This window comes from Bradyrhizobium ganzhouense, from assembly GCF_049949285.1.
In the GTDB taxonomy this organism is placed as follows: domain Bacteria; phylum Pseudomonadota; class Alphaproteobacteria; order Rhizobiales; family Xanthobacteraceae; genus Bradyrhizobium; species Bradyrhizobium ganzhouense.
In genome coordinates, this window is record NZ_CP181318.1 from 1,746,447 (window position 1) to 1,772,747 (window position 26,301).

At 58.5% G+C, this 26,301-nt stretch carries 20 protein-coding genes and 2 pseudogenes; 16 read left to right on the forward strand and 6 right to left on the reverse strand.

Annotation, left to right across the window (positions count from 1 at the left end):
• Positions 1-226: 226 nt before the first annotated feature.
• Both ACLFLU_RS08190 and ACLFLU_RS08195 read right to left on the reverse strand, forming a co-directional pair.
• Positions 227-403: pseudogene (locus ACLFLU_RS08190) on the reverse strand (IS5/IS1182 family transposase); the annotation flags it as partial.
• A 198-nt stretch (positions 404-601) separates the two neighbouring features.
• Entirely contained in the window at positions 602-1,084 is a 483-nt protein-coding gene (locus tag ACLFLU_RS08195; protein WP_426411742.1) for a MarR family winged helix-turn-helix transcriptional regulator, read from the reverse strand.
• A gap of 490 nt (positions 1,085-1,574) precedes the next feature.
• On the opposite strand from ACLFLU_RS08195, the gene ACLFLU_RS08200 reads away from it, so the two are divergent.
• From ACLFLU_RS08200 to ACLFLU_RS08255, 12 genes are all read left to right on the forward strand, one after another.
• Positions 1,575-3,110 carry a porin gene (locus ACLFLU_RS08200; protein WP_426411743.1) on the forward strand — a complete coding sequence of 512 codons (1,536 nt, stop codon included), beginning with the start codon at positions 1,575-1,577 and terminating at the stop codon, positions 3,108-3,110.
• 832 nt (positions 3,111-3,942) lie between these two features.
• Positions 3,943-4,977 (forward strand): IS110 family transposase, encoded by a 1,035-nt coding sequence (locus ACLFLU_RS08205; protein WP_426411744.1) that lies wholly within the window; start codon positions 3,943-3,945, stop codon positions 4,975-4,977.
• Positions 4,978-5,276: 299 nt separating this feature from the next.
• Complete coding sequence (locus tag ACLFLU_RS08210) at positions 5,277-6,464, forward strand: M20 metallopeptidase family protein (RefSeq protein WP_426411745.1); 1,188 nt, start codon at positions 5,277-5,279, stop codon at positions 6,462-6,464.
• A 558-nt stretch (positions 6,465-7,022) separates the two neighbouring features.
• Complete coding sequence (locus ACLFLU_RS08215) at positions 7,023-7,910, forward strand: LysR family transcriptional regulator (RefSeq protein ID WP_426411746.1); 888 nt, start codon at positions 7,023-7,025, stop codon at positions 7,908-7,910.
• 297 nt (positions 7,911-8,207) lie between these two features.
• Positions 8,208-9,899 carry an ABC transporter substrate-binding protein gene (locus ACLFLU_RS08220; protein WP_426411747.1) on the forward strand — a complete coding sequence of 564 codons (1,692 nt, stop codon included), beginning with the start codon at positions 8,208-8,210 and terminating at the stop codon, positions 9,897-9,899.
• Position 9,900: 1 nt separating this feature from the next.
• Positions 9,901-10,902, forward strand: coding sequence for an ABC transporter permease (locus ACLFLU_RS08225; RefSeq protein ID WP_426411748.1), 1,002 nt, complete (start codon positions 9,901-9,903; stop codon positions 10,900-10,902).
• Positions 10,902-11,834 (forward strand): ABC transporter permease, encoded by a 933-nt coding sequence (locus ACLFLU_RS08230; RefSeq protein WP_426411749.1) that lies wholly within the window; start codon positions 10,902-10,904, stop codon positions 11,832-11,834. Before ACLFLU_RS08225 ends, ACLFLU_RS08230 begins: the two co-directional genes overlap by 1 nt.
• Positions 11,831-12,841 (forward strand): ABC transporter ATP-binding protein, encoded by a 1,011-nt coding sequence (locus tag ACLFLU_RS08235; RefSeq protein WP_426411750.1) that lies wholly within the window; start codon positions 11,831-11,833, stop codon positions 12,839-12,841. The genes ACLFLU_RS08230 and ACLFLU_RS08235 overlap by 4 nt, the downstream gene beginning before the upstream one ends.
• A complete protein-coding gene (locus tag ACLFLU_RS08240; RefSeq protein WP_426411751.1) occupies positions 12,834-13,835 on the forward strand; it encodes an ABC transporter ATP-binding protein in 1,002 nt (333 codons plus the stop codon). The genes ACLFLU_RS08235 and ACLFLU_RS08240 overlap by 8 nt, the downstream gene beginning before the upstream one ends.
• 490 nt (positions 13,836-14,325) lie before the next feature.
• Positions 14,326-14,616, forward strand: coding sequence for a hypothetical protein (locus ACLFLU_RS08245; protein WP_426411752.1), 291 nt, complete (start codon positions 14,326-14,328; stop codon positions 14,614-14,616).
• Between the two features lie 131 nt (positions 14,617-14,747).
• Entirely contained in the window at positions 14,748-16,109 is a 1,362-nt protein-coding gene (locus ACLFLU_RS08250) for an amidase (RefSeq protein WP_426411753.1), read from the forward strand.
• Positions 16,110-16,251: 142 nt separating this feature from the next.
• Complete coding sequence (locus ACLFLU_RS08255) at positions 16,252-17,379, forward strand: P1 family peptidase (protein WP_426411754.1); 1,128 nt, start codon at positions 16,252-16,254, stop codon at positions 17,377-17,379.
• 261 nt (positions 17,380-17,640) lie between these two features.
• Here ACLFLU_RS08255 and ACLFLU_RS08260 read toward each other — a convergent pair whose 3' ends face one another.
• Positions 17,641-17,907: a transposase domain-containing protein gene (locus ACLFLU_RS08260; protein ID WP_426411755.1), complete on the reverse strand. Its 267-nt coding sequence runs from the start codon at positions 17,905-17,907 to the stop codon at positions 17,641-17,643.
• Between the two features lie 643 nt (positions 17,908-18,550).
• On the opposite strand from ACLFLU_RS08260, the pseudogene ACLFLU_RS08265 reads away from it, so the two are divergent.
• Both ACLFLU_RS08265 and ACLFLU_RS08270 read left to right on the forward strand, forming a co-directional pair.
• A pseudogene (locus tag ACLFLU_RS08265) lies at positions 18,551-19,107 on the forward strand (recombinase family protein).
• Positions 19,104-19,772 carry a recombinase family protein gene (locus ACLFLU_RS08270; RefSeq protein WP_426411756.1) on the forward strand — a complete coding sequence of 223 codons (669 nt, stop codon included), beginning with the start codon at positions 19,104-19,106 and terminating at the stop codon, positions 19,770-19,772. Before ACLFLU_RS08265 ends, ACLFLU_RS08270 begins: the two are co-directional and overlap by 4 nt.
• 123 nt (positions 19,773-19,895) lie before the next feature.
• Here the strand turns inward: ACLFLU_RS08270 and istB are convergent, their stop codons facing one another.
• Together istB and istA are read right to left on the reverse strand one after the other, a co-directional pair.
• A complete protein-coding gene (gene istB / locus ACLFLU_RS08275; protein WP_426411731.1) occupies positions 19,896-20,708 on the reverse strand; it encodes an IS21-like element helper ATPase IstB in 813 nt (270 codons plus the stop codon).
• On the reverse strand, positions 20,705-22,219 hold the full coding sequence (istA, locus tag ACLFLU_RS08280; RefSeq protein WP_426411757.1) for an IS21 family transposase: 1,515 nt from the start codon (positions 22,217-22,219) through the stop codon (positions 20,705-20,707). The genes istB and istA overlap by 4 nt, the downstream gene beginning before the upstream one ends.
• Positions 22,220-22,518: 299 nt before the next feature.
• Here istA and ACLFLU_RS08285 point away from each other — a divergent pair, with 299 nt between their 5' ends.
• The gene (locus ACLFLU_RS08285) at positions 22,519-22,812 is read left to right on the forward strand and encodes a hypothetical protein (protein ID WP_426411758.1); all 294 of its coding nucleotides are present in this window, start codon (positions 22,519-22,521) and stop codon (positions 22,810-22,812) included.
• 373 nt (positions 22,813-23,185) lie between these two features.
• Positions 23,186-24,544 carry an IS5 family transposase gene (locus tag ACLFLU_RS08290; protein ID WP_426411759.1) on the forward strand — a complete coding sequence of 453 codons (1,359 nt, stop codon included), beginning with the start codon at positions 23,186-23,188 and terminating at the stop codon, positions 24,542-24,544.
• A 253-nt stretch (positions 24,545-24,797) separates the two neighbouring features.
• On the opposite strand, the gene ectB is transcribed toward ACLFLU_RS08290, so the two are convergent.
• A complete protein-coding gene (gene ectB / locus ACLFLU_RS08295) occupies positions 24,798-26,060 on the reverse strand; it encodes a diaminobutyrate--2-oxoglutarate transaminase (protein WP_426413940.1) in 1,263 nt (420 codons plus the stop codon).
• Positions 26,061-26,301: the final 241 nt, after the last annotated feature.

Sequence of the window (26,301 nt, forward strand, 5' to 3'; positions counted from 1 at the left end):
CGTCGATCCCTTGCCCCGAAGCGCATATCAGGGGCAGCTATGCGTCAGATGACAATGCACTGCTGAAATGACCTTTCAGAAAGGGGGAAAGCCAAGCAACGCCGCGTACGAGCGAGGCGAGCACGTTGAGCGGCCGCATCAAAAGCGGGTCAAGCTCACCAAGGCGGCCGTCAAAGCACTGATCGGGCTATCCAGTCCTCCGTGAAGAACGCGGGCGCGCGCTGATTTAAGCGACCTTTTGAGCCGGGCCAGTTTGGGCGAATGCCCGGATGATGGCACGCAAGAGTGCTGCGAGCCATCGCAGGAGCAGGCCGAAGTTGTAGCCTGCAGCGGCGAGGATAGCGTTGATGCGGTCCCCGATGCGACCCTTGAGATAATTCCGGTCCATGCGGTGCTCGGCCTTTGCCCCCGAAGGGAATCCCTCCGATTCCGCCGGATCGGAACATGCTCTAGCTGTTGCCGTACCCGCGCAGCTGCCCATCGAAGTCTACTCGATCGCTATAGGCGATCTTACCCTGCGCCTAGAAATCGCGACTTGCGGCGCGATCATGCCGCCAATTCGGTATGCGTTTCCGTGAAGTTCGAATCCTTCGATTGCTATCTACAATACGCCTATGCTTAGTTTTTGGGATGCCAGCCGGCTATTCTTTGCAATCAGCTTTAGTCGTAAGTTCAGATAGTCGAGTGAGGCCTCATCCAGCCCGTCAAACATTGTCGAGTTGAGGGCTTCTCGTTTGTTTGAGAGTTTCGCAATTTCTGCGCGCGCCTTTTGAGTTAACGACATCTGGACGAACCTTGCGTCATCAGGCGATGGCTCGCGGGCCAGAAACTCGATGGTCTCCAATTTCTTCGTTTGGTTTGTGACGAAAGCCGGATGGATTCTGAGTTTATTAGCAATCGCTATTCCCGAGACGCCACGACCGTCGTCGAGTTCGTCGACCGCTAATAGGATCAACCACTGAGGTTCGGTTACTCCTAACATCTGAGCCCAGCTTTTGTGGATTTCTTCAAATTGGGAGTGAATCTCGACAATGTTCCAGACGAAGTCCCTGGCGGCTCTATCGAGTTTGTCGTCTTGGGCCATATTGGTCTTTCCGCCAAACTTGGTGCCCGACAGGGCGCACGATGATTGCCGAGGACAATTATCATCTCACACCCACTAACGAGACGCTTCGAAAGGCATAGGGGCCATGTAAGAATGTAATTGACTTATACAATTGATTATAGATACTAATCTCCAGATCGCGGGTCTCACTCTCACCCCTGACGGTCATGTTAACCCCCAAGAAGAACCCCCGGGATGCCCCTCGGGGGTTCTTTTTTGTCTTTGCTGCGAGCGCGAGCAAAAAACATCGAGGCGTTCAGCGTGTTGCCGAATTGCGACACGTCTGGTCAAAGTATCGATTCATAAAAATAATTAATTGATGCAATTGATTTCACCAATTAGATATCGAGCCTGACAGCGAGGGGGCGCCTCGAAGTCGTTCCGTCAAGCACCCGCCCAAGGGCTGAGGCTAGCACAGCGGATCTTTTGAGAAGGACGGAAACGACGTTTCCAACTTGGAGGTTCATTCATGAAAATCACGAACAGGCTTATCCTCGGATCAGCAGCGGTCTTTTTGACCGCGGGGGCCCAGGCAGCCGATCTTCCTGTGAAGGCGAAGGCAGTCGAGTACGTCAAGGTCTGTTCGCTTTATGGCGCTGGCTTCTACTACATCCCCGGCTCGGATACTTGCATTAAGCTCGGTGGTTACGTCCGCACCGAAGCGGTGTTGGGTAGCAATGGCATCTGGAACGTTCCTGTTTCCGGGCTGGGTGGCGCGCACGATCGCCTCAGCAACTACTACACCTCTCGTTCCCGTGCAGATCTCAACATTGATACCCGCACGGCGACCGAGTATGGCGTGGTTCGTACCTTTGCCGACCTGGCCTTTACCTGGACTGCGGGTGGCTACGGAGGTGCCGGAAGCACTGCCGTGAATGGCGCAACGGCCTACAACGGAAATGCGGTCGGGACGAGCGGCTCCGGCTCGATCACGGGTGGTTCACTCGGTATCTATTATGCTTTCATTCAGTTCGCTGGGTTTACCCTGGGTAAGGCGCAGTCGCAGTTTTCCTCACCTTGGGCCAATTATCCCGGGAGCGGTTTTGATGCTCTGCCGGGCGGCGGCGGGTGGGATGCAGTGAACCAATTCGCCTATACCGCCGATTTTGGCCAGGGTATCTCGGCCAGTTTCTCGGTTGAGGACCAGGTGGTGCGTGATACAACCAACATCTGGAACGTGAGCGGCGCAACCGCCGCAGGTCTCGCTACGGGGACGTACGGTACCAATAACATCGGCGGTTCACGAGCGCCTGACCTCGTCGCGATGCTTCGAGTCGATCAGGCGTGGGGCCTTTTCCAGGCATCGGTTGCGGCGCATGACAATCACGCTGCGTACTATGGCGTTGACGAAACGACCGGTCACCCGGGCGACAAGTGGGGCTGGGCTGGACAGTTGGCATTGTCGATCAAGAATCTCCCGACTGGCGCGGGCGATTCGATCAACATCCAGGGCGTGTATACGAACGGTGCAAGCGGTTACAACTTCCAGCCATATACATCCTACACTTACGCGATGTATGGTGGCAGCGGCCTGCCGGGCTCTTACCAGAGTGTCGGTCTTGCTGGTGTGTCTGACTCCGTCTTCGTCGCTGGCACTGGCCAAGAGTTGACGACCACCTATGGATTCAACGGCGCATATAACCACAACTGGAATCCATATTGGAGCAGCTCCGTCTACGGTGCATGGGCTGCTGTGAGATACAACGGCACGGCCAAAAGCTACATTTGCGGGGCAGTCGTCGGAACGCTTGCATTGTCTAGTGGCGTCGCAGGCTGCAATCCCGACTTCAACTATGCCGTCGTCGGTGTCGCCACACGCTGGACGCCCGTCAAGAACCTGACCTTCTCGGCCGACCTTGCTTACGGCATGCTCGACCAGAAGTATGCGAGCGGAAGCACCGTGGCTCTGCCTGTGCAGGCAGGCATCGCCAAGCCAGCGGCTTCCTACGAGTTGAAGGACCAGAACAGTATCGCGCTGCTGCTCCGCGCCCAGCGCACTTGGTAGATCTCTTGCCTCTAAGAAGGAGAACCCCTGCAGTTCTAAAAACCTAGTTCAACCTCCAAGAAGGCCTCCGGCATGCCCGCCGGGGGCCTTTCGATTCGTCAGCACCGAGCGCGCGTTGGAGAGGTGAGCCGGCTGGGGCCTTCGGCATAGTGGGCTTGTCCAAAACCGCATTCCGCTGAGCCATCTATTTTTGAACCGTAAGACGAACGTCTCGGATGTTCCCGCTTTCGTGCCCTGTTCGCTGCGAGTTAATCGGAAAACACAATGGCGGTGACCGAGACCAAGCGCTGCGCGCGCTATAGTAGATCCTGCTGCTTAGCTCAGCGGGCGGGAGCCGTCTGAAAAGTGGCCGCCTCTAGGGATCCACGCTCAATTCACCACGACGTGGATATTGGCGCTCTGACGTAGACGATGGTCGGCCCACAACAATTTGAAGCTGGCAATCGTCGACGCTGGTGATGATCGGCACGCGTTAAAGTACGAGGTATTCGCGATCCGCGGTACGCGCCGTGTTAATTTTGAACGGAGAACCAATTTATTATCGGGGTAGACTGACCGGCAGCGGACCGGGGATGGAGCGTCTGCACGTCCGACCGCAGAGAATATGACGGCCATGAGGCTGCTTGTATGCATTGCGGTCTTCCGCCCAATCCGCGAGGAAGTCCTGCGCCAAACCGTAAAACTCGGCTGAATGTCAGCGCGCTATACCAAAAACTTTGCCGATTTTCGCTTTCAAGACGGTGATAGCATTACTTATGATGGGGTGGACGCCCCGCCGACGGCATCGATGTGCCAAAGTGGAGGTGTTTAGCACCACTTAAGGGAGGCGTCCGTGGCAGAGGTTAGCATTATCGGTCTGGATATCGCCAAGCATGTTTTCCACGATCATGGCGCGGATGGGAAAGGACGGACTTTATTCAGCAAACGGATCAGCCGGGGAAAGTTGCTGGATTTCTTCGCGGCTCAGCCGATCTGCACAGTAGCCTTGGAGGCATGTGGAGGAGCTCATCACTGGGCTCGGCAGCTCGCGCAGCTTGGCCATAGCGTTCGGCTGATCCCTCCCGCGTATGTAAAGCCATTTGTGAAGCGACAAAAGAACGACGCGATTGATGCTGAGGCGATCTGCGAAGCCGCGCAGCGGCCGAGCATGCGGTTCGTTGCCGTAAAGAGCGAGGAGCAACAAGCTGCGGGCTTGGTATTTCGAACCCGTGACCTGTTAGTGCGGCAACGAACCCAGCTCATCAACGCGATCCGAGGACACCTCACGGAGTATGGTTGGATCGCGCCCAAGGGGCCATCACATGTGGCGAAACTTACCGACCACATCGAAGAAGAAGCTATGGCCAGTTCGCTTCCCGAAGCGGCCCGCCCCATGTTACGAGTGACGCTAGACCTGCTCGCCGAGTTGAATGGCAAGATCGCATATCTCGACCAAGAGATCGCTCGGCGCGCTCGCGAAGACGAGGTATCGCGCAGGCTGATGACCATTCCTGGCATTGGCCCAATCTCCGCCACCGCGATCGCCGCTCTAGCACCGCCGGCCGAGACCTTTTCCAAAGGCCGTGACTTCGCGGCATGGCTCGGTCTCACGCCTCTTCAAAGATCGACAGGCGGCAAGCAGAAGCTCGGTGCGACATCCAAGATGGGCGAACGCACGCTTAGGCGCCTCCTCATCATCGGCAGCAGCGCGGTTGTGCAACAGGCGAGCAAACGCGGTGCGCCGAGGGGTTCGTGGCTCGAACAGATGCTGGCTCGCAAACCACGCATGCTGGTAACGGTCGCCCTCGCCAACAAGATGGCGCGGATCGTCTGGGCGCTACTTATCAAGCACGAGAATTACAGGGCTCCGGTCGCAGCCAAGGCGTGATCCTGGCGGACCTGAGGTCGTCGGAGGTGTAGTCGGTCGAAGGAGAGTATGGCGCAACAGTCGGCGAGACGAGGCCGGAAGAACCAGGCGTACTCATCGTGCCCAGAGCCCCCTTTTATGATTTGGTTCCGGTCTGCGAACTCCCATACGGGCCCGCGGCTTCATCGCTGCACCATCAGAGGCCGGACAGATGGCAGCATCCGACTACGTGCCGATCGTCTTCAAAAATCGCTTGCATCTCGCGGGGCGTCCACAGATGAGTAATGGCCCCGTCGAGATGGCGGGGAAGGGGCCGATAAATGAGCATTCGCAGTAACGACCTTCTCTCAGATGCCGAGAGTGATGCGGTGATCGAGCTACGTCACGCCATGCATCGTGAACCTGAGCTATCCAATGCGGAATGGGTAACACAGCAGCGGATCTACGCTACACTGCAGCGCTTCGGCCTTAACGCCCCCAAGACATTTCACAATACTGGTCTCTACGTCGACATCGAAGGCAACGCTTCTGGCCCAAAGCGATCGGTCGCGGTCCGCGGTGACATCGATGCGCTGCCGATCCAAGAGGCGCGCGAGGATCTGCCTTATTGTTCGCAGGTCAACGGCGTCATGCATGCCTGCGGTCACGACATACACGGTTCTATCGCGCTCGGAACCGCACTCGCCTTGCACCGACTGCGGGACGACTTCGCGGGCAAAGTCCGCGTCTTCTTCCAGCCGGCCGAGGAGGCGGAGCCCATGGGTGGGCGTACGGTTCAAGAGAAAAACCTGCTAGACGGCATTCATTGTGCGGTCGGCTTCCACGTCAGTCCCGGAATTCCTGCCGGCATGTTCGCCGCACAGGAGGGCGCAGTAACCAAATCCGCCGACCAGTTCGATATCACCATCACTGGCAAGATGGCGCATGGTGCCTCGCCGCATAACGGCATAGATGCTATCACAATCGCCGCCGCCTTCGTAAACGAGGTGCAAAAGGTGGTCTCGCGCGAAATTCCGGTCGACGACGGCGCGGTCGTCACGATCGGCACTATTCATGGCGGCGCAGCGACAAACATTATTTGCCCGTCTGTTGTCATGAAGGGGACTATTAGGACAGCGAGCTCGGAACGCAGGGCGCTGCTGTCCCAGCGCGTCCGCGAAGTGGCCGAAGGCGTCGCTGCCATGCATCGCGGCCATGCCGAATGCGTTATTCGCCCGGGCGAGCCCGCTGTGTTCAATGACGCCGAGATGGTGAGGCGGTTCCGGCAGCTTGTCCAAGATACTGTTGGCCGCGAGGCTATATTCAACGACAGGAGGCCAGTAGCCGGCAGCGACGACTTCGGCTTCTACGCAGCGTGTGTTCCATCGATCTATTTTTGGTTCGGAAGCCGAGCGCCCGGCAATGAATCTTTTGTGCATACGCCGACATTCGGGGCCTCGGACGACATTATCGTCCCAACGACGAAGCTCACCGTCAGATACATTCTCGACCTACTGAATTATCAATAACGGCAGGAGTGCACCGGATTGCGATGCGTGTCGCCTCGCTCCTATTGTAGGCACCCCACGTCAGACTAGAACGGTGTCTGATCGAATATTACTGTGGAGCGGCGGCGCTCTTGGCGAGCGCGTGTTTCGCGCGCAGGCGAAAACCGGCGCATGAAATCACACCTCACAAAGAGCGGTAATGACTGGTGCGATGGGCAACACCGACTTGAACACGCCCCGCCACAGGCAGACGAAGGAAGATCTCACTGGACGCGGCCGGAATTACGATCGAGCGGATGCCCCCCGGGTTTGGCTATGACGATGCATCGCACAGTCACGGTCAGGTGCTGAAGCCATCCGGCCATTCCGCGCTGACAAGCCCGTTGCAAACGTCCGTCGCTGCGGGACGATCACAGCGCGCTCGTTATAAAGGCGGACGACGCCGGCTATCTAGCTAATATCGGTTCGAAGCTCCTGGCATTCTTCAAGGACCGTGATTTCCTGCTGCTGCCGCTCGGCAATACGATCGACGTTGGTCCGGGTTAGAACTGTAGGTTGGTTGCACAGAAAGTGTAGTCGATGAATTGGGACCAGATTCGAATATTCCTGGAAGTCGCGCGCACCGGGAAGATCTTGAAGGCCGCGAAACATTTACGCATCAATCATGCGACCGTCTCTCGTCAGCTCACCGCATTGGAACGGGATCTCGGCGTGCGGTTGCTCGAGCGTCATACCTCAGGCTCCAGGCTCACATCGGCAGGCGAAGCCCTGGCTGTGGCGGCAGAACGCGCTGAGAGCGAATTTCTTAAGGCCGCCGCCAGTATAAGTTGTGCCGGCGAAGCGGTTAGTGGCACGGTGCGCGTGGGAGCGCCGGACGGATTAGGTAATTATTTTCTAGCCGAACGTTTGGGAGCCTTGGCCGCCAATCATCCAGACCTCATCATTCAACTTGTGCCGCTGCCTCGCACCTTTTCATTGTCTCGTCGGGAGGCTGATATCGCGATTACCCTGGATCGGCCGAAGCAAGGCCGGTTGGTAATGTCGAAATTGACCGACTATACACTTAACGTCTACGCGGCGGAGCGCTATTTGTCGCGCGAAGGCCCGATAAAAACCCAAAGCGACCTGGCGGGGCGGCTGTTCGTCACGCATGTAGAGGACTACGTCTATAGCCGAGCGCTGGACTACGCCTCGGTTCTTGGCAGGATGACGTGGCGCCGATATGAGTGCGGAAGCGTGGTTGCTCAGATGGAGGCCGTGCGAAGCGGCTGCGGGATTGGCATTTTGCACGATTTCGTTGCCCAGCGGTATCCGGAGCTGCAGCGACTGCTCCCCGACGTTCGGTTCGCACGAAGCTATTGGCTCACCTCCCATCCTGACACGCACGAGACGCGGGGAGTTCGTGAAGTTCGTCGCTTCATACTGGCTTCAGTGAAGGCAGTGAGATCCGGCTTTGAGCCAAGCTAACCTCGCTGCACAAGTGGCGGCCGGACGGTCTCTTTCTCCTCAAGTCGGCTTTGAGCTTCGTCCCTGATATTCGAGTGAGCTGGTTAGGTGAAGGCGGTTGTCGTGACACGACTGATCACAGCAGGGCTTCAGGGACGCACGCCACGCCCGATCATCTCAAATGCAGGAAACGGACGTTCGAGAGAAGAGAATGCAGATATTCTGCGTCAATGGCCATTTGATTGCAACAAAGGCGCGCGGGACGTCAACTAGAAGTTAGGAGTGCCCGCCAAGTCGGATGGCATGGAGGGGACCGGGATGACGTCAAAGCAGGGCATCACAAATTATTCGTCTTATAGTCGCCGTGAAGTAATGATGGTGCTGCTAGCAGGCTCTGCAGCGCCATGGGTAGTGAATTCGAGCGCGATTGCGTCTTCGTGTGGCGATCGCATTGTGCGCCTTGGAGGAATCGCTGCCCCCCGCTCGCTAAATCCGTTCGCTAGTTGGACTGCATTCTACCCGCTTGTCTACACCTACGACTGGCTCGTTAGTCCCGAAGCTATCGAGTATCCTGATCGTAAGGGGTTCGCCAAGGAGTGGTCGGTTGCCGACGACGGCGTCACATGGAACTTTAAGATCTGGCCCGGGATGAAGTGGTCGGACGGCCAACCTGCAACGGCGAGAGATGCGGCATTCACCTACAACTATCTACGTGATTCTATTGGTACCCCGGACGAACTGGACGCGGGCTATAACAACACTAGCGGCTTTGAAGTCGTAAAGTCCGTCAAGGCCCTCGATGATGAGACGTTGCAAATCGTGACCAGGGTCCCAACTCGCTGGCCGCTCGAACGCTCGGCCCTGATCGTTCCCGAGCACGTTTGGAAGGGTGTCAGCTACGGTGAAGCGCGTAGCACTTTCCGCAATGCTCCGCCGCTAGTGGGAACTGGGCCTATGATTGTTTCGGAGTTCCAGCAGGGTCAATTTGCCCGTCTAACGCCCAATCCCTACTTCCGCGCGGGCCGACCGGCAACAGCGGGTATGATTTTCAGCTTCTTCAATACTGCCGATTCCGTCGCTCAAGGGCTGAAGAGCGGCAGCCTCGACTATGGCATGAACTTGACGGCTGCCCAGTGGGTGGACCTCTCAAAAGATCCCGGTATCAAGGTTGGCGAAGCGCCCACTTGGCAGCGCAACTATCTGGCCTTCAACACGCTCTCGGGGAAGGGTGCAGGAAGCACCAAGGCTCTGCAGGATCCGGCGTTTCGTAATGCGATCGGCTACGCGATCGACGTAAGGGCTATCGTCAATCGAGCCTTCCGCGGGCACGCAGATTCTGGTGCGGGGGCGATTGCACCGTTAGCCGTCGACTACTACTCGGACCTCGGCGGCATCCAACGCCGCTTCGATCTTGCCGAGGCAGGCAGGATGCTTGATGCCGCTGGCTATCGAGACATGAACGGTGATGGCGTCCGAGAGGACAAGGACGGCAAGAGTTTTCAGCTTGAGCTGATTACCGGGAATTTCTCGGGTAACCTCGAGATACCGATCGCGGCTGTGCAGCTTATCGCCGCTTGGCTGGCGCAAATTGGGATTCCCGTATCCGTAACTCAGCTCGATTCCGGATTGCTCGACTCTCGTACGGCGGCGCCAGCGAAGGGTGGCGGAGGATGGGACCTTCTTGTTGCTAACAGCTGGCCGTCCGTGAGGCCGCTGGCTCAGCTCCAGTTTGCCAGCGGCGCGCAAATCGGTAGTTCAAACAAATCGTACTGGTCGAACCAGGAATTTGACGCTCTCCTTTCGGATATCAATCTGACAGTGGAGCTGAAGAAGAGGCAGGGTCTGGTCGATCGGGCGGTACGCCTTCTCTACACCGAAGCACCTTATATCATCCTGTGTTATCCTTTCGTCTTCGAAGCCCATCGCAAGGATTGTTTCGAAGGCTGGGGGACTAAAAACATGCTGTCAATGTACGGCTATTTCCCGCTCGACCGTCTAAGGCCGATGTAAGATGGCTCTCCATGTGCCGGGAAGCCGGACAAGCCGACGCATCTGGCGCATTCTCAGTAGAGCGGCAGTGACGATTCTAATGGTGACGATCCTGAACTTCATATTGTTTAGGATAATCCCGGGTGACCCCACGAGCATGTTGCTTGCGGGGGCGCGCGACGGCGCAACCACCGAGCAGATCGAAGCGCAACGCCAGCGCTGGGGCCTTGATCGGCCGCTGATCCCGGATCAGCTCTTAAGTTATCTATCAACAACAGTCCGGGGGGACTTGGGTTACAGCTTTAAGTTCCAGGGCGCTCCTGTCTCTGACGTGATCGTTGAACGGTTGCCTGCCACCATAGTGCTCGTGGGGCTGGGCCAGTTTATCGCGATCGGTTCTGGAGTGATGCTCGGCATCTATGCCGGTTGGCGGCGGGGAAGTGCCATAGATCATGTAGCCACAGCCACCTCTCTGGCGCTGTATTCCACTCCTCCGTTCTGGCTCGGTATGGTCCTGGTGGTCGTATTCAGCACGGGATTAGGCTGGTTTCCTGGCTATGGTGCATATTCGCCATCGCTCGCGTCTGTGAGCTACTTTGAATGGCTCACCGACCGCATCCGGCATCTCGTGCTTCCGACCTCCACGCTCGCACTGGTCCTTATCGGGCAATACGTACTCGTGGCACGCGCCGCGATGAGCGACGTCATAACCGAAGATTATATGGTCACCGCCCGGGCCAAGGGATTGACCGAACGGCAGATGCTCATGCGCCACGCATTCCGCAACGCGATGCTGCCGGTGGTGACCCTGGTCACGCTTAACCTCGGCTACGTGGTGGCGGGTGCCGTCACCATTGAAGCAGTGTTCGGTTGGCCGGGCGTCGGCAGCCTGACGGTCGAAGCTCTCAACGCGCGGGACTACCCAGTCCTTCAAGGCATCTTCCTGTTGCTTGGCGCGTCGGTCGTTGTAGCAAACCTCGTCGCCGATCTGGCCTACAGCCTTCTCGATCCGCGAGTCCGGTAATGAGCGAATCTACTATTGCGTCTCCGTTGCGTCTACGAACGCAAGCGATCAAGGGCTTCCTGCGCCAATTTCTTGGTCACGCCGGAGCTCAACTCGGTTTGTTGGGTCTGGCATGTTTCCTGATCGTGGCAGCGGCACCAGACGCTATCGTGGGGCCGCTCGAGACCGCAGCGAGCGCAACTGGTGATTTCCTTGCTCCGCCCCAAGGTTCACATTTGCTGGGGACAGACGAAGTCGGTCGGGATGTGCTGAATCTAGTGGCCCATGGTGCCCGAGTCTCGCTCACGATCGCGCTGCTGGCGACCGTGATAAGCCTCATCGTCGGAACCACGATTGGAATAATGTCAGGCTACTATGGTGGGACGGTCGACGCTTGGCTGATGCGTTTGACAGATTTTTTCTTTGTCGTTCCGTCCTTCGTTCTGGCTCTTGTCATTACGCCCGTGGTTCTGGAAGCGATTGGGCGTCGTGGCGTTATTCTCGGTTTCCGTCCTTCTCTTTTGGTGATCATTCTGGTCATCGGCTTGACCAGCTGGGCTTTTGTTGCGCGCATCGTTCGAAGCCAAACACTCTCACTGCGAGAACGCCAATTCGTGGAGCGCGCCAAGGTTGTTGGTACTAGCCATCTCAATATCATGGTGCGACATCTTCTGCCGAACCTCGTGCCGCAGGTCGCAGCCAATGGAGCTCTGGTTGTGGCCGGCGCGATCTATACCGAGACCGCTCTCTCATTCCTCGGGCTCGGTGACCCTTTGCAGCCATCGTGGGGTACCTTGCTTTCGCTCGCGCAGCGCGCTGGTGCCGCCAGCACAGGAGCCTGGTGGTACCTCGGCTCCCCAGGGGTGTGCGTACTGGCGGTTTCGCTCAGCTTCGTCCTGATCGGAAATGCTCTCGACGACACGTTTAACCCGCGGCGGAGGGTAATTCCATGACATTCGTCGCCCCAGAAAAGACGTTGCTTCTTGAAGCGGACGGGCTCTCTGTCGACTACCAGCTCAGGGGCGTTCCATCCCGTGCGATCGAGAACGTAAGCTTTACGCTCCGAGTAGGAGAGGCCATTGCCCTTGTGGGTGAATCGGGCTGCGGTAAGACCACGACCGCTATGGCGATAGCGGGTCTCTTGTCGCCAAGCGCGCGCGTCTGTCGTGGTGAGATACGTTATCGCGGAAAGCGGCTGCCGATTGACGACGATCCGGCCATGCGTCCACATCGCTGGAACGAAACGGCCGTGGTCTTCCAGGGCGCGATGAATGCTCTCAATCCTGTTCACCGCATCATCAAACAGATCGCTGAGCCATGCATGCTGAAACTCGGCCTGTCGCGTGGCGAGGCGACTGCACGGGCAAGAGAGTTGCTGGAGTTAGTCGGCATTCCCGCCGATCGCGGTGTCGCCTATCCCCACCAACTGTCGGGAGGTATGCGTCAAAGGGTGATGGTCGCGATGGCACTCGCATGTCACCCCTCGATCGTCATCGGCGACGAGCCGACCACGGCGCTCGATGTCATCACACAGGCTCAAATTCTGAAGCTGCTAGGGGAGTTGCGAGCGAAGCTCAACCTTGCCCTTATTTTGATCACCCACGACTTGTCTGTCGTCGCTGAATCCTGTGATCGCGTGATGATCATGTATGCCGGCCGTATTGTTGAGGATGACGCTGTAGCCGAAATCTTCGCCAAGCCCAAACACCCCTACACCCAACTTCTGATCGAATCGATCCCTGATCCAGCGAACGGCAAACGTATGATTCGACCTATTCCGGGCGATCCCCCCAATCTAATGAACCGGCCGTCTGGCTGCGCCTTCCATCCACGGTGTCCGTCCGCAATGGCAATTTGTGAGACCGAGGTCCCCAGTCTCAATGAGTTTGGGCAGGGCCGCGTCGCCTGTCACCTCCATCGGCCCTTGAAGCAACAGGACAAGGTGCACGCTCATGGCTGACGCCGCCAACATTTTGCGTTTGGAGAACCTGCAGGTTCATTTCCCGATCCATGGCTCACTGTTAGACCATGTCTTGGGTCGATCCGCTGGCGTTGTGCGCGCGGTGGACGGGATTGACCTCACCATCGGACGCGGCGAGATTGTGGCCTTGGTCGGAGAATCAGGAAGCGGCAAGACGACGGTGGGCCGGGTTATCACAAAGCTTGTGCAGCCGACAGGCGGCAGGTTGCTGTTCGAGAACCGCGACATGACCTCTGAGCAGGGCTTCTCCGCGTTGCGTCCCTACCGGAATCGAGTGCAGATGATTTTCCAGGACGCCTATCAGGCGCTCAATCCGCGACACACCGTCTTCGATATCGTGGCGGAACCGTTGCGATCACTGCGATTGGTCGGGAATACAAAACAACTGACAGAACGAGTGAACGAAGCTCTCGCATCCGCCGGCCTCAATCCACCCCGTGATTTCTTCGCTCGCTTCCCAAACGAGCTGTCCGGCGGCCAGCGCCAGCGGGTCGTCATCGCCGGGGCGCTCGCCGTTAAGCCCGATCTCATCGTTGCAGACGAACCGGTCTCGATGCTCGATGTCTCGATCCGCGCGCAGATTCTCCAAGTTCTCGTCGACCTGCGCCAGCGGCACAATACGGCACTGTTGTTCATCACCCACGACCTGCCGCTCGCTTGGTTACTCGCTGACCGGATTGCGGTCCTCTATCTTGGGCGGTTGGTCGAGATTGGCAGCGCCGACGAGATCACGTTCAGCCCCCGCCATCCATATACGGTCGCACTGAGCAATGCCACGCCAAAGTTGCGTCCCGGGGCCCATCATCTTGAGCTGCTCTCGTTACACGGCGATGTCCCTAGTGCCGCTCGCGTACCGAATGGGTGTCGTTTCCACCCTCGTTGCCCAATGGCTATCGATCGATGCCGTCAAGAGGAGCCGCCGGCCATCGAAGTGGGACCGCAGCACATCGCCGCGTGCTGGCTCGCAAAATGAAGGCCTATCTCACGGTTCTCAGCTTAGGGCGTCAACTATCAGCTAGCTCGACTGTTTAGTTGGAGTTCAAAATGACCAATCGCGGCTCGTGAATATCTCCGCAGGATAGTGGTCTGCGGGTCTGGGGGCGCTGAATGAGAGTTATGATGCACGGGAGGAGGGACACGGCGAACGCCAGAAAATAGTCTCCCCACTTCATCGAGGAAGTTTCCAACAAGCGGTACTTCCATAGTTGGCAACCCGAGGGCCAGCGGTTCGATGTCAATATGTCTGGTAGACTAGCGCAACACCATCCTAGTCACAGTCCAACCGTTCGGCAGGCATTCTGCACCACCGGGCACAGTTGCCCTATGCATAGGAACAGACGCTCAGCGCGGGATGATGCAGTCTTTATGCGTCAATTGCTAAATGATCGGACAAAAGGGCGCGCAACACCAACTAGAATTGCGGGGGGCTACCTCGATTTATCGAAGTTCGGCAATCTAGGCGCATGTTCCAAGAGCCACACCATCGTTATACCGGAGCGCTTCTTACCGCCGTCCCGGACCTCAGGGGCCCTTACTTCGCGGGTCGGGTTTCCGGGATGCTTCCGGCGGTCATCAATCCAAGCGCAGAGTGCCTCTTTCAAAATCAAGGCAAACGTAAGCTCGTGTTTTCTGAACATCAGATCGAGCCGCTTAAGCGCACTCAGTCAGGTCATCTGTTGTCGCATCCGAACGGAAGCCCTGGAGTGCCGTCAACGGAGGTGAACCGGAAGCAAAGTCGTCCAGACCAGACCTAGGTCGCCCTCGCGGGCGCCAAGCAGACCATCCATCTGAAACAGTTAGCCGAGTAAGGCACCATCAAATGAGATTAAGCGAGTATGCCGATTACGATGCCACCGGATTAGCCTCTCTCGTGAGAGCAGGCGAAGTGACGCCCGTTGAGTTGATACGCTTAGCACGTCAGGCGCACGACGAGGTCAATCCCGGCATCAATGCTATCATTGAGTTCTATGAAGACGCTGAGGATGTGACCGCTGCTCAAGGAGGCCTCTTTCATGGCGTACCCTTCCTTCGCAAGGATATAGGGGCCACGGAAGCTGGACGCCTCCAGGAATGCGGGAGCCGGCTGTTCAAGGGCTGCCGTCCGCAGATTGAAAGCTATTTCTTCCGTCGCGCACGAGAAGCAGGGCTTCGCACAGTCGGGAGAACGACACTGCCAGAGTTTGGTACATCTGGAATGAGTGAATCTATCGCTAATGGCATCACCTACAATCCATGGAGTGTAGAACGCTCCGCAGGCGGCTCATCTTCAGGATCTGCTGCAGCGGTGGCCGCCGGCATTACACCTATTGCTCATGGTAGCGATGGCGGTGGATCAATTCGGATTCCGGCTTCTTGGTGCGGCCTTGTCGGGCTGAACCCATCACGCGGGCGAATTTCTGGTGGCCCAAACCGCCAGGATGTATCGTTTGGTCTTCTCCGCGAGTTTATTCTTTGTCGGACGGTGCGTGACATGGCCGCGGCGCTGGACGTTTTTTCGGGCCCACATCCCGGCGACCCTTTTATCATCGTCCAGCCAAGCCGCTGCTATACCGAGGAACTCTCGCGGCCTACTGGAAGGCTGAGGGTTGGAGTCGCCACGATCAAATGGGGCGCAGCCGTCGTTGAGCCGGAGATCCGCCAGGCAGTCGAGGCAACGGCTGCGCTCCTAGACGAAATGGGGCATGAAGTCACGGACATGCAGCCGCCGTATGAGTCCGATGAGTACTTCAGAATATTCGATACCAAGCGGAAACTCAGCGCGAATTCACTTGAGACCGCGGCGCGGGCCATCGGACGGCAAATCAATGCTGACACTTTGGAGCCCTTGAACCTCAGAATTCATGAACTAGGCCGCAACTCTCAGGTAGGGGACGTAGTAGAAGCAATACGGAGTTTTCGATCTCGCGTGGGCGAAGCAATCCATTCCTTTGATATTCTGCTGACTCCCACAATGCCAACCGTCGCACTCCCACACGATAGCATATATTGCCCGACGAGCCCGACCCTCTCCGTGGAGCAGTTCGTAGAGGCGATTGACACGCTTTATCCGTACCTGGGCATCTTCAATGTCACGGGTCATCCATCGCTTTCCCTTCCCCTCGCGCAAAGTGCCAGTGGGCTGCCAATTGGCATCCAAATCGTCGGCCGGCTTGGCGACGAGGCCACGTTGGTGCGAGTTGGACGCGATCTGGAGGAAGCCAGGCCTTGGAGCAATCGGCGACCAAACGTCAGAGCAGGGGCGGTCTGAAACTGTCAACTGCCGCGCTGCTAGCGCAGATTTGCCATGACGAATATCTGCTCAACCGTCTAGCGCTTTTGCAACAGCCAAATTCACCCACCAACCCGCTGTGACGGGAAGGGCAACCGAACAGACGAAGACGAGGACACGAATGAAAACTAGTCAGTGCTTGGCATCGAGAGCAGTGAAACCGCGGGCGCGCGATCTAGGATTACCGTTCTCCGGAAAAACCGGCCCCTTCAACGCCATAACAGATGTTGCCGGTGTGGAGGTAGGATACTCGACAGTGATCAGTGATTCACGGGATTCGGGTAAAGGACTGGCGCGCACTGGTGTCACCGCCGTCCTTCCAAGAGGACGCAGTGGCCCTCTGCGAGCGCCGGTCTGGGCTGGATTTCATTCACTTAATGGAAACGGTGAAATGACCGGAACCCACTGGATTAGGGAGGCTGGCTATTTTACCGGACCAATTGGCATCACTAATACCCACAGTCTAGGAACCGTTCATCAGTCAATTCTGCAATGGATGATCGAGAAGCCGGCAACCGGCGTTGGTCCCTATAAGTTCATGCTGCCCGTGGTTGGCGAAACATGCGATGCCTACCTCAACGACATGGACGCCTTCCATGTTACGCCGGCGCATGTAATGGAGGCTCTCGATAGCGCTTCCCGCGGCCCCTTGGCCGAGGGTAATATTGGCGGCGGCACTGGAATGATCTGCTTCGAATTCAAGGGAGGCACAGGTACGTCGTCCCGCGTCGTGGAACTGTTCGGTTCGAGCTACACCGTCGGGTGTATCGTACAAGCAAATTTTGGCGTTCGACCTCTGTTGAAAATCCTTGGCGTACCCGTGGGAGAACATCTCACCTCGAACCGGCTATGGTCCGGTGAGCACGGTTCGATCATCGCCGTAGTGGCAACCGATGCGCCTTTGATGCCCACCCAGTTGGAGCGGCTCGCCCGGCGGGCCGGCATCGGCATCGGCCGCACTGGCACTCCGGTCGGAGACGGCTCCGGTGACCTGTGCCTTGCCTTCTCCACGGCAAACCTAACGCTGAGTGAGTCGGCGGTCTCACCCGCCATCGGTGATCTCGCTTTCCTGCCGAACAATAGGCTCGACACGCTGTTCGAAGCCACGGCTCGGGCCGTGGAGGAAGCGATACTCAACGCGATGATTGCGGCCGAGTCGATGGTCGGACGCGAGAACAGGCTTGTTGCGGCCATCGAACACGACTCTATGAGGGAGATTATGCGTGACTATGGACGACTGAACGCATAACCCGGATGGAAGCGTCCGAGCCAGCGGCCGCCTTTTTCTCCTTCGTTGAGAAGATAGAATCACTTTCCGGCTCGGCGTGGAGAAGGATCCCCGAACACTGTTTGCGAGGCATATCGAATGATTTGGGTGATGGTAGGACTGGATGCGGCTCGGGAGTAAGTTGAGCAGGTCCGAGCATCGGGCCGGTGCAGCTGCAGGCCAGTTCAGTCCATAGCGTCTCACGTGGACGCCAGCGCGCATATCTCGAAAACGCATTGCACCTCATCGAGGCTCTAAGCCCTGTGCTAGCAAAAACTGGATCGCTTTCCACCCGATCCCGGGTGAACTCTCGCGGCGGCCAGGGGTCAACCGTGGATTCCGCTCAATGTCGCCCAGCATTCCGAGATGATCTCGCCACCATTCCGATTTGAGGTCGCCGTCGGCGAGCTGTAGCTCGAGCTGGTCCGGCAATGCGCCTCGCTCGGAGGATAGTCCGAACTGCTCGTGCCGCAGCTTCTTGATCGTGAGCTTGAGCTTCTCGATCAGCAATGTCCCGGACTGGGCCTCGGCTTCCGGGCGGCCAAACGGGCCGCTCGCTCGCCGCGCATCATCGCCTGCAGCGTGGTCACATCGTCGGGAAGAGAATCATCAGCGCCCATCGCCGACCAGAAAATCACAAGACGCGATCTCTGTCCGAACCGCTGATCCTGCCACCGATTCAAATCCCGGCGATCAGCCTGCCGCCTGCGGTCAGTATGTTGCGGCAGCCCCCAGTCGATGCCCTCCAACGAGGGGATCGAGAGATACCCATAAGAGTGATGATGACGTAGCCAACTCCGAAGAAGTGGAAGTTATCGATCCGCGCCACCCGCTTTATGGCCTGCGCTATCGATTGATCTCGAGCGGCAAGGAGACGACAACACGTGGAGCGTGCAGGGGTCTCTTTGCACATGTACATTACCGATTCGGTCTCCGCTTCTTTTGCCGCTCGGGTTACGAATCTCGAACGAAATAGCTTTCTGCGCGCCGCGCCGACCAAGCTGAGCCTCGAGGCGCTGCAGGACTTAATCGCGTTGGCCGAAGAGAGCGGCGCACATGCCCATCGAATCTCGAGAGGTCTGGCGCAGTCTGCCGGAATCGCTCCGGCAAATGATCGCAGAAGATCTCGGCCAAGTCCTGCGGGAGATGAGCGATGGGCTCGGAACTCGTCAAGCCGGATCACCTGGACCGCAAAGCAGTGGTGTATGTGCGGCAGTCGACACCGCACCAAGTGATCACCAATCAAGAAAGCCTGCGGCTTCAGTACGCCCTCTCGCAGCGCGCTCGCGAACTCCGATGGCGCGAGGCGGACCTCGACATGATTGATAGCGATCTTGGGTTAAGCGGCGCTACGGCAGCCCACCGGAAAGGATTTAAGGACCTGGGCGCGCGGGTCACTCTTGGTGAAGTTGGCCTTATCCCGTCGATGGACGTGACGCGCCTGCGCGCAATTGTTCGGATTGGTACCCGCTGCTTGATGTCTGCGGGCACCGCCATTGTTTGATCGCCGACCGGGATGGCGCCTATAGTTCCGGAACGCCCAATAGGCGCCTTCTGCTGGGCTTGAAGGGATCGATCTCAGAGCTGGAATTGCACACGATCAAGAGCCGGATGACGACTGGGCGTATGGCAAAGGCCGAACGCGGCGATTTGGTCGTGCAATTGCCGGCGGCCCCTGTCCGCGACCCTCCTAGGGTGGTCACGAAGTGAAAGTGCGGACGGCCGCACAAGCGATGCGAGCCTTTGTTGGCCGTGGCTTGGCACTGCCTCGCCATTGCGATCTGCGCTTGCAACTCGCGACGGTATCGGCCGTGACCGCAATCCTCAAGAATCCGGCCTATGCAGGCACCTTCGTCTATGGAAGGACTTGGCAGAAGCCGTCCAAAATACCGGGAGAGCGTCCACAAAAAACTCCGCGTCGTGGAACGGACTGGAGGATCGTGGTGAAGGGAAGGTACCCGGCCTATATCGATTGGGAGACCCTCGAGAAAATCCAGGCGACGCTGCACGACAATCGTGCGGCGCACCAGCACATCAAGAGCCGTGGCATCCCGCGTGATGGGGCCGCCCTGCTCTACGGTATCACCTATTGCGGCGAATGCGGACACAAGATGACCGTGCGTTACAAGGGCGGTAGCCAATATGTCTGCAATCATCTGAAAATCCAGCGCGGCGTGCCGGAATGTCAGAATCTGCGTGCTGCACCGATCGACGCACAGGTTGCCGTGGCATTCTTGGAAGCGATGGCACCGGCGGAAATCGATGCGTTATCCAAAGCGCGTAAGACCCATCTTGAGTCCGCAAAAGCACTGCGCTACGCTGAGGAGCAGCAGATTGAGAGGCTGCGCTATCAGGCAGCCCAGGCTGAGCTATAGCGCGACAATCTGGGTGGGAAGCGCGCGACAATCAGGATGGCGAGTCGGTGTCGCGGCGAGGTGATGATTGCCGCGATGATTGTCGCGCGCAAGAGTTTTGTTGGCTCTGATTGTCGCGGAGCGTCAATCAGCGAGTGTTTTTGGTGTCGCGTGCGAGGGCGGTCGTCCTGGACCGCGTTTTCGTTCGAGCGCGGTACGCCTGCGATAGCTCTCGACGTTCATCTCGACGATGGTGGCGTGGTGAACGAGACGATCGATGGCGGCGAGCGTCATGGCGGGATCCGGGAAGACCCTATTCCATTCGCCGAAGGGCTGATTGGCGGTGATCAGCATCGAGCGCCGCTCGTAGCGCGCGCTGATGAGTTCGAACAGCACGCTGGTCTCGGCCTGGTCCTTGGTGACGTAGGCAAGGTCATCGAGGATCAAGAGATCGAAGCGATCGAGGCGGTTGATGGCGGCCTCGAGGTTGAGCTCGCGCCGCGCCACCTGGAGCTTCTGGACGAGATCGGTGGTGCGGGTGAAGAGGACGCGCCATCCGTTCTCTATGAGGGCCAAGCCGATGGCTGCTGCCAAGTGACTCTTGCCGCCGCCGGGCGGACCGAACAGCAGCAGATTGGCGCCCTTGCCGAGCCAACCATCGCCGGCGGCGAGCGCGCTCACCTGCGCCTTGGAGACCATCGGCACAGCCTCGAAGTCGAAGTTGTCGAAGGTCTTTCCGGCGGGCAGCCGCGCCTCGACGAGATGGCGCTCGACGCGACGGCGGCCGCGTTCGGCGATCTCGTGCTCGGCGATGGCGGCGAGGAAGCGGGCCGCCGGCCAACCCTCCTTGTCGGACTGTTCGGCGAACTGTGGCCATAGCACCTTGATGGCGGGTAGCCGCAGCTCGTTGAGCAATAGATTGAGGCGGGCGGTGTCGACGGTGTTGGCCGTGTTCATGCGGCGTCTCCGATCTGGCCGGCGCCGATGAGGCACTCATAGCTGGCAGGCGGGGCAAGCTGCACCATGACCTGCGGCACGCAGGCAGGATCGGGCGCGAAGTGGGCGCGCAGCCGTCCGAGGTCGGGCAGTTGGCCGGTGTCGAGGTCGGCGGCGAGCTGACCGGCGAGTTCGGCCTCGCAGCCGCGCTCGTGCGCCAGCGCGAGCAGATCGACCATGAGCCGGCAGGCTTTCCTGTCCGGCAATCGTTCGCGCAAGCGATCGAAGGTTCGGCGATAGACATCGCGCGGGAACAGCCGATCACGGTAAACGAGATTGAGCAGCGCCATTGGCTTGCGCCGCAAGGAATGGATTACGTGCCGATAATCGACGACCTGGTCGTGCTTGCCGTTGGGATGCGGCCGCCCACGCGGCAGGGTGACGAGATGGGTGCCGCCGACGAACACGTCGAGACGATCGTCGTAAAGGCGCACCCGCAGCTGGTGACCGATCAGGCGTGACGGCACGGTATAGAATACCTTGCGCAAGGTGAAGCCGCCGCTTGACGTCACGCGGACAATCACCTCCTCGTAGTCCGAGGTACGGCGATCTGGCAACGCCTGCAGGGTGGCGCGCTCGTGGTCGATCCGCTTGGCGTTGCGGGCATTGCGGCGGCTAACGATCTCGTCGATGAAGCCGCGATAGGCGGCGAGATCGTCGAAGTCGGCAGTGCCGCGCAACAGCAGCGCATCGGCGATCGTCCGTTTGAGATGGCCATGCGAGCTCTCGATCGCCCCGTTCTCGTGGGCGATGCCGCGATTGTTGCGGGAAGGCCGCATGCCGTAATGGGCGCAGAGGTCCTCGTACCGCCGGGTCAGATCGTCCCTCGCATTACGATCGAGATTGCAGAAGGCGGCCGACAGGCTGTCGGTCCGATGCTCCCGCGGTGCCCCACCGAGCGACCACAGGGCATTCTGCAGCCCTTCGGCCAAAGCGACGAAGCTCTCGCCACCGAGCACGACATGGGCGTGCTCAAATCCGCAATAGGCCAACCGGAAGTGATAGAGGCGATGATCGAGCGGCACGCCCGCGATGGTGACCCCAAGCTCGCCCACGTCGGTGAAGTCGGACAGGCCGACCTGACCCACTTCGTGGGTCTGGCAGAAGATGACCTCTTGCTCCTCGCCGTGGATCGCCCGCCAGGCGCGGACCCGGCGCTCCAGCGTGCGGCGGATTCCAGCTCCGAGCTCAGGATGGCGCCGTAACATCTCCTCGAAGATCGCAACCGGCCGCACGCCGGGGGCGGCCTTGAGCATTGGCACCACTTCTGTCTCAAACACACTGGCCAACGGGTCCGGCCGGCGACGACTGCGGGCGTCCTTCTTCTGCGATGGAAGGCGAATATCCTTCTCGATCCGATAAGCGGTCGAGGTGCTGAACGAGGCCTTGGCGGCGGCCACGGGCGGGGTATCGGTCTGACGGTACTTCATGTAGAGCCTCATCTGGTGATCTGTGACGTGTTGGCCTGGCAAACGAGTGATTCCTCTTGGCGGAAGAACCACTTGCATAACCAGCCAGCCGCGATCACCAGACGGCGCGGTCCTCTGTGGATCGCGCCGTCGCCGGGCTCGTAACTCCGGTCGGGCTACGCCCTCCCTGCGTCACGAGCCCGGCGAAGCTCTCTCATCCTGATTGACGCTCCACTGTCACTTTGATTGTCGCGCCGCAATGAGCGCCAGTTCAATCGCGCCGCCCCCCAACAACCGGCAGGTGACTGGCGAACTGGAACGGCGGTGGGAAGCCGCTCTATTTTGCGCGAGCCGAGGAAGCGTTGACCCAGGGCAAGATACCCAAGGCCAATGAGCCCTTGGGCGTTCCGCACGATCTGCGTGCCAAGGTGATAGTCCTTGGAAATCGCCTTCCTGCGCAATGGGACAACCCGGCGACCCGCAGCGACCACCGCAAGGTGCTCCTACGCTGTCTGATCGAGAAGGTCGTCATGCGTCGCTGCGCCCGCGATAAGCCTGAGGTGCGCATTGTGTGGCGCGGCGGCGCTACCACCGATCTTGTAGTCACACTACCTGTCAATGCTGTCTCGAATCCTGAGTTCTTAGTCTCGCGATGATCATACCAAAATGGTCGCATGAGCTTTGGCATGGTATTGATCAGCGGCAAAGGCTCAGCGAGTCGAGACGTCAAAACTCGCCAATCACAGCGAATATGGTCGTCGATCTGGAGGGGCGAGGACTCGGCTTCGATCTTGCAAGACACCTCAATACCTCTCTCTTGGATGCGTACTTCGCAGAACGAGGCCGGGGGCTCGCTAACTAGTCGTCCGTGAAGAGCGGCTAAGCGACTGAGCCAGAATCTCATTTGTCTTTGTGCACGGTTTTGGGATTGCAGGGTTTTGATGCGTCGGGCATCGGAACCTTGCAATTTCATTTTGAGGATTTCGTCGAATCGCCAGTCATGATTCCGTGGTCGCATCGGAGGTGGCGATGCGACCGAAGAAGCACAGGACGACGGGATCGGGCGATCTGTTCGGGGCCAGGCTGGACCAGATCGTCAACATGAAGCACGAGCTGGTTCAGCTCGCCGGCAACGTCGATTGGGACTGGATCGACGGCGAGATCGCGCCGCTCTATAGCGAGAACGGTCGGCCGGGCATCGCGACGCGCTTCGTGATCGGGCTGTTGCTGCTCAAGCACATTTACGGCCTGTCCGATGAGGGGGTGTGCGAGCGTTGGGTCCACGACCCGTATTTCCAGTACTTCACCGGCGAAGAGTTCTTTCAGCACGCGTTCCCGCACGAGCGCTCGGACCTGAGCCATTGGCGCAAGCGGCTCGGCGACAAGCTGGAGCTGTTGCTGGCCGAGAGCCTGCGGGTGGCGCACGAGGCCGGCGCGTTACGCGGCCAAGACCTCAAGCGGGTCACGGTCGATACCACCGTGCAGCCAAAGGCCATCACCTTCCCGACCGATGCCAAGCTGCTGCATGCGGCGATCAAGGGGCTCAACCGTTTGGCGAGGAAGTACGGGGTCAGGCTGCGGCAGTCCTATCTTCGCATTGCCAAGACCGCGGCCATGATGGCGGGGCGCTACGCCCATGCCAAGCAATTCAAACGGCATCAGCGGCAGTTGCGTATCCTGCGCTCCCGGCTGGGCCGGATCATCCGTGATATCCGCCGCAAGATCGAAGGTCAGGCCGTGAGTCAGGCCGTGCTCGAGAACGCCTTCGCCCTCCCGCTCGGCCGGGCCTCGCAGATCCGCTCGCAGCAGCAGCGCCAGCGCGGCTGGAAGCTCTATTCCTTTCACGCCCCGGAGGTGGAGTGCATCGGCAAAGGCAAGGCCGCCGCGCCTTACGAGTTCGGCGTGAAGGCCTCCATCGTCACCAACAACCGCCGCGCTCCCGGTGGCCTGTTCGTGTTGCACGCCAGGGCGCTGCCCGATAACCCGTACGACGGTCACACCTTGCGGGACGTCATCGACCGCACCGAGATGCTCACCGGCTGCGCGATCGAGCGGGCTTATGTCGACACGGGATACCGCGGCCACGACGCACAAAATTCCCGCCGAATCTTCATCTCCGGCCAGAAGCGCGGCGTCTTCGGTGTCATCAAGCGCGAGCTGCGCCGCCGCTCCGCCATCGAACCCATCATCGGACACCTGAAGGCCGATGGTCACCTCGGCCGCTGCTATCTCAAAGGGCGCGCCGGCGATGCGGCTAACGTCATCCTCTCCGCCGTCGGCTACAACTTCCGCCGCATCCTCGCCAGGCTGAGAGTTCTTTGGCGCCTCTTCCTGGCCACCCTCATCGCTGCCATCAGCGACCGCTCATCGCTGCAAGCGGCTTCTTAACGGACGACTAACTAGCGGACAGCAGTTTCGCTAGACGCGGGCATTGTTGTGGCCTGCTTTCAGGTGGAGACTTGGGACGATCTATTGCGAAGAACGGCCCAACGAGGCGATCGACAACCAGCCGCCGCAACGCTGCTGAAACGCGATCCACAACCAGCCCGCGACCATGATGATCAAGCCAGAAAACCCGACCCACCGATGGTCGAAACTTCGGTCTTACTGCAAGCTCGATCGGCGTCTACGACACCGTGTATTAGCTGCTCTTGGCCAACTTCAGCGTTTCGGTCAACGACTCCTCAAATATATCGAGGCCTTGCCTTAGCGTCTCGTCGTCGATCGTGAGTGCGGGTAAGAACTTGACCACCTGATCAGTGGGCCCGCACCTTTCGACAATTAATCCCTTTCCAAAGGCCTTGCGTGACGTACTCTCTGCGATTTCGGTATTCTTGCAATCGAACCCTAGTGCCATGCCCCGCCCACGAACTGAAAACGTACTTCCATGCTCGCGCGCAACGGCCTCTAGTCGGCTTCTCATAAGGTCTCCCATGCGTCGAACTTCCTGCGAGAATGTCCGACAACGCCAATATAGATTCAGAGCAGCCTTTGCAGATACAAGTGCAAGATTGTTTCCCCGAAAGGTACCAGTGTGTTCTCCCGGCCGCCAGGCATCCAGCTCCTCTTTGATTAACAACATTGATAGCGGGAGACCGAATCCACTTAGCGATTTTGACATCACCACAATGTCTGGCGACAACGTTGCGAACTCGAAACTGAAGAAATCACCTGTACGGCCACAGCCCATTTGGATATCGTCAACTATGAAAACAGCCCCAACATCTTTTGCTATGGTCTGAATAGATTGCAGCCATTCCCTGCTGGCTACGTTTATCCCGCCCTCTCCCTGAACAGTTTCGACGAGAATGGCAGCTGGCCGATCAATACCGCTGCCTTGGTCCGCGAGCACTTTTCGAAGGTAATCAGCCGTATTATTGGCAGGGCCAAGATAGCCGTCATAGGGCATAAAAGTCGCGCAATATAACGGAACGCCGCTGGCTGAGCGGTAAAAGAGATCGCCGCTCGCAGCGATCGCTCCTAAACTCATGCCGTGGTATCCATTTGTGAACGAGATGATATTCTGACGTCCAGTGATTTTGCGTGAGAGCTTTAGAGATGCCTCGATCGCGTTTGCCCCTGTCGGGCCCGTAAATTGAAAACGGTATTGTAGATCCCGCTTCTGAAGTATGACAGAGCTGAAGGTCTCCATAAAGTCGATCTTTGCAGGAGTAGCTAGGTCGAGTCCATGGACCACGGCGTCCGAGGCTAGATAGGCGGTAATTGCAGCTTTGATCTCGTGGTTGTTGTGGCCATAATTTAGCGTTCCAGCCCCGGAGAGGAAGTCAATAATTTTTCGACCGCTCTCTGTTAGCATTATAGAGCCGCGGGCTCGACTGAAAACGGCCGGAAATGAACGTGAGTACGTACGAACGTTCGATTCCAGAGCTTCGATACTTTTCATTTCAAGCGGCCCGCTAAATCGACTCATGTGGTCATCTCCCTCTCGTCTCTTTCGCAACCAACTCGGTTCAATGGACAAGCACGCTCCCAAGTCGCCGCCCGCTGTGGAGTGGCAACCGGAAGTTCGCCCGACGTCTCGATATGTTTTCTATACCGTGACGCACGTCTGCCGGATGCGGCTCCTACCACTTGCCTGACGATCCTGGAGGAAGAAACCTACTCAATTCGGTAGTAATCCTCGC

Bases quoted from the DNA above. Each gene is read 5' to 3' on its own strand.
- ACLFLU_RS08210 (WP_426411745.1), top strand. From the start codon at position 5,277: ATGAGCATTCGCAGTAACGACCTTCTCTCAGATGCCGAGAGTGATGCG.
- ACLFLU_RS08240 (WP_426411751.1), top strand. From the start codon at position 12,834: ATGGCTGACGCCGCCAACATTTTGCGTTTGGAGAACCTGCAGGTTCAT.
- ACLFLU_RS08245 (WP_426411752.1), top strand. From the start codon at position 14,326: ATGTTCCAAGAGCCACACCATCGTTATACCGGAGCGCTTCTTACCGCC.
- ectB (WP_426413940.1), bottom strand. From the start codon at position 26,060: ATGAAAAGTATCGAAGCTCTGGAATCGAACGTTCGTACGTACTCACGT.
- ACLFLU_RS08230 (WP_426411749.1), top strand. From the start codon at position 10,902: ATGAGCGAATCTACTATTGCGTCTCCGTTGCGTCTACGAACGCAAGCG.
- ACLFLU_RS08235 (WP_426411750.1), top strand. From the start codon at position 11,831: ATGACATTCGTCGCCCCAGAAAAGACGTTGCTTCTTGAAGCGGACGGG.
- ACLFLU_RS08195 (WP_426411742.1), bottom strand. From the start codon at position 1,084: ATGGCCCAAGACGACAAACTCGATAGAGCCGCCAGGGACTTCGTCTGG.
- ACLFLU_RS08200 (WP_426411743.1), top strand. From the start codon at position 1,575: ATGAAAATCACGAACAGGCTTATCCTCGGATCAGCAGCGGTCTTTTTG.
- istB (WP_426411731.1), bottom strand. From the start codon at position 20,708: ATGAACACGGCCAACACCGTCGACACCGCCCGCCTCAATCTATTGCTC.
- ACLFLU_RS08225 (WP_426411748.1), top strand. From the start codon at position 9,901: ATGGCTCTCCATGTGCCGGGAAGCCGGACAAGCCGACGCATCTGGCGC.
- ACLFLU_RS08290 (WP_426411759.1), top strand. From the start codon at position 23,186: ATGCGACCGAAGAAGCACAGGACGACGGGATCGGGCGATCTGTTCGGG.
- ACLFLU_RS08215 (WP_426411746.1), top strand. From the start codon at position 7,023: ATGAATTGGGACCAGATTCGAATATTCCTGGAAGTCGCGCGCACCGGG.
- ACLFLU_RS08255 (WP_426411754.1), top strand. From the start codon at position 16,252: ATGAAAACTAGTCAGTGCTTGGCATCGAGAGCAGTGAAACCGCGGGCG.
- ACLFLU_RS08220 (WP_426411747.1), top strand. From the start codon at position 8,208: ATGACGTCAAAGCAGGGCATCACAAATTATTCGTCTTATAGTCGCCGT.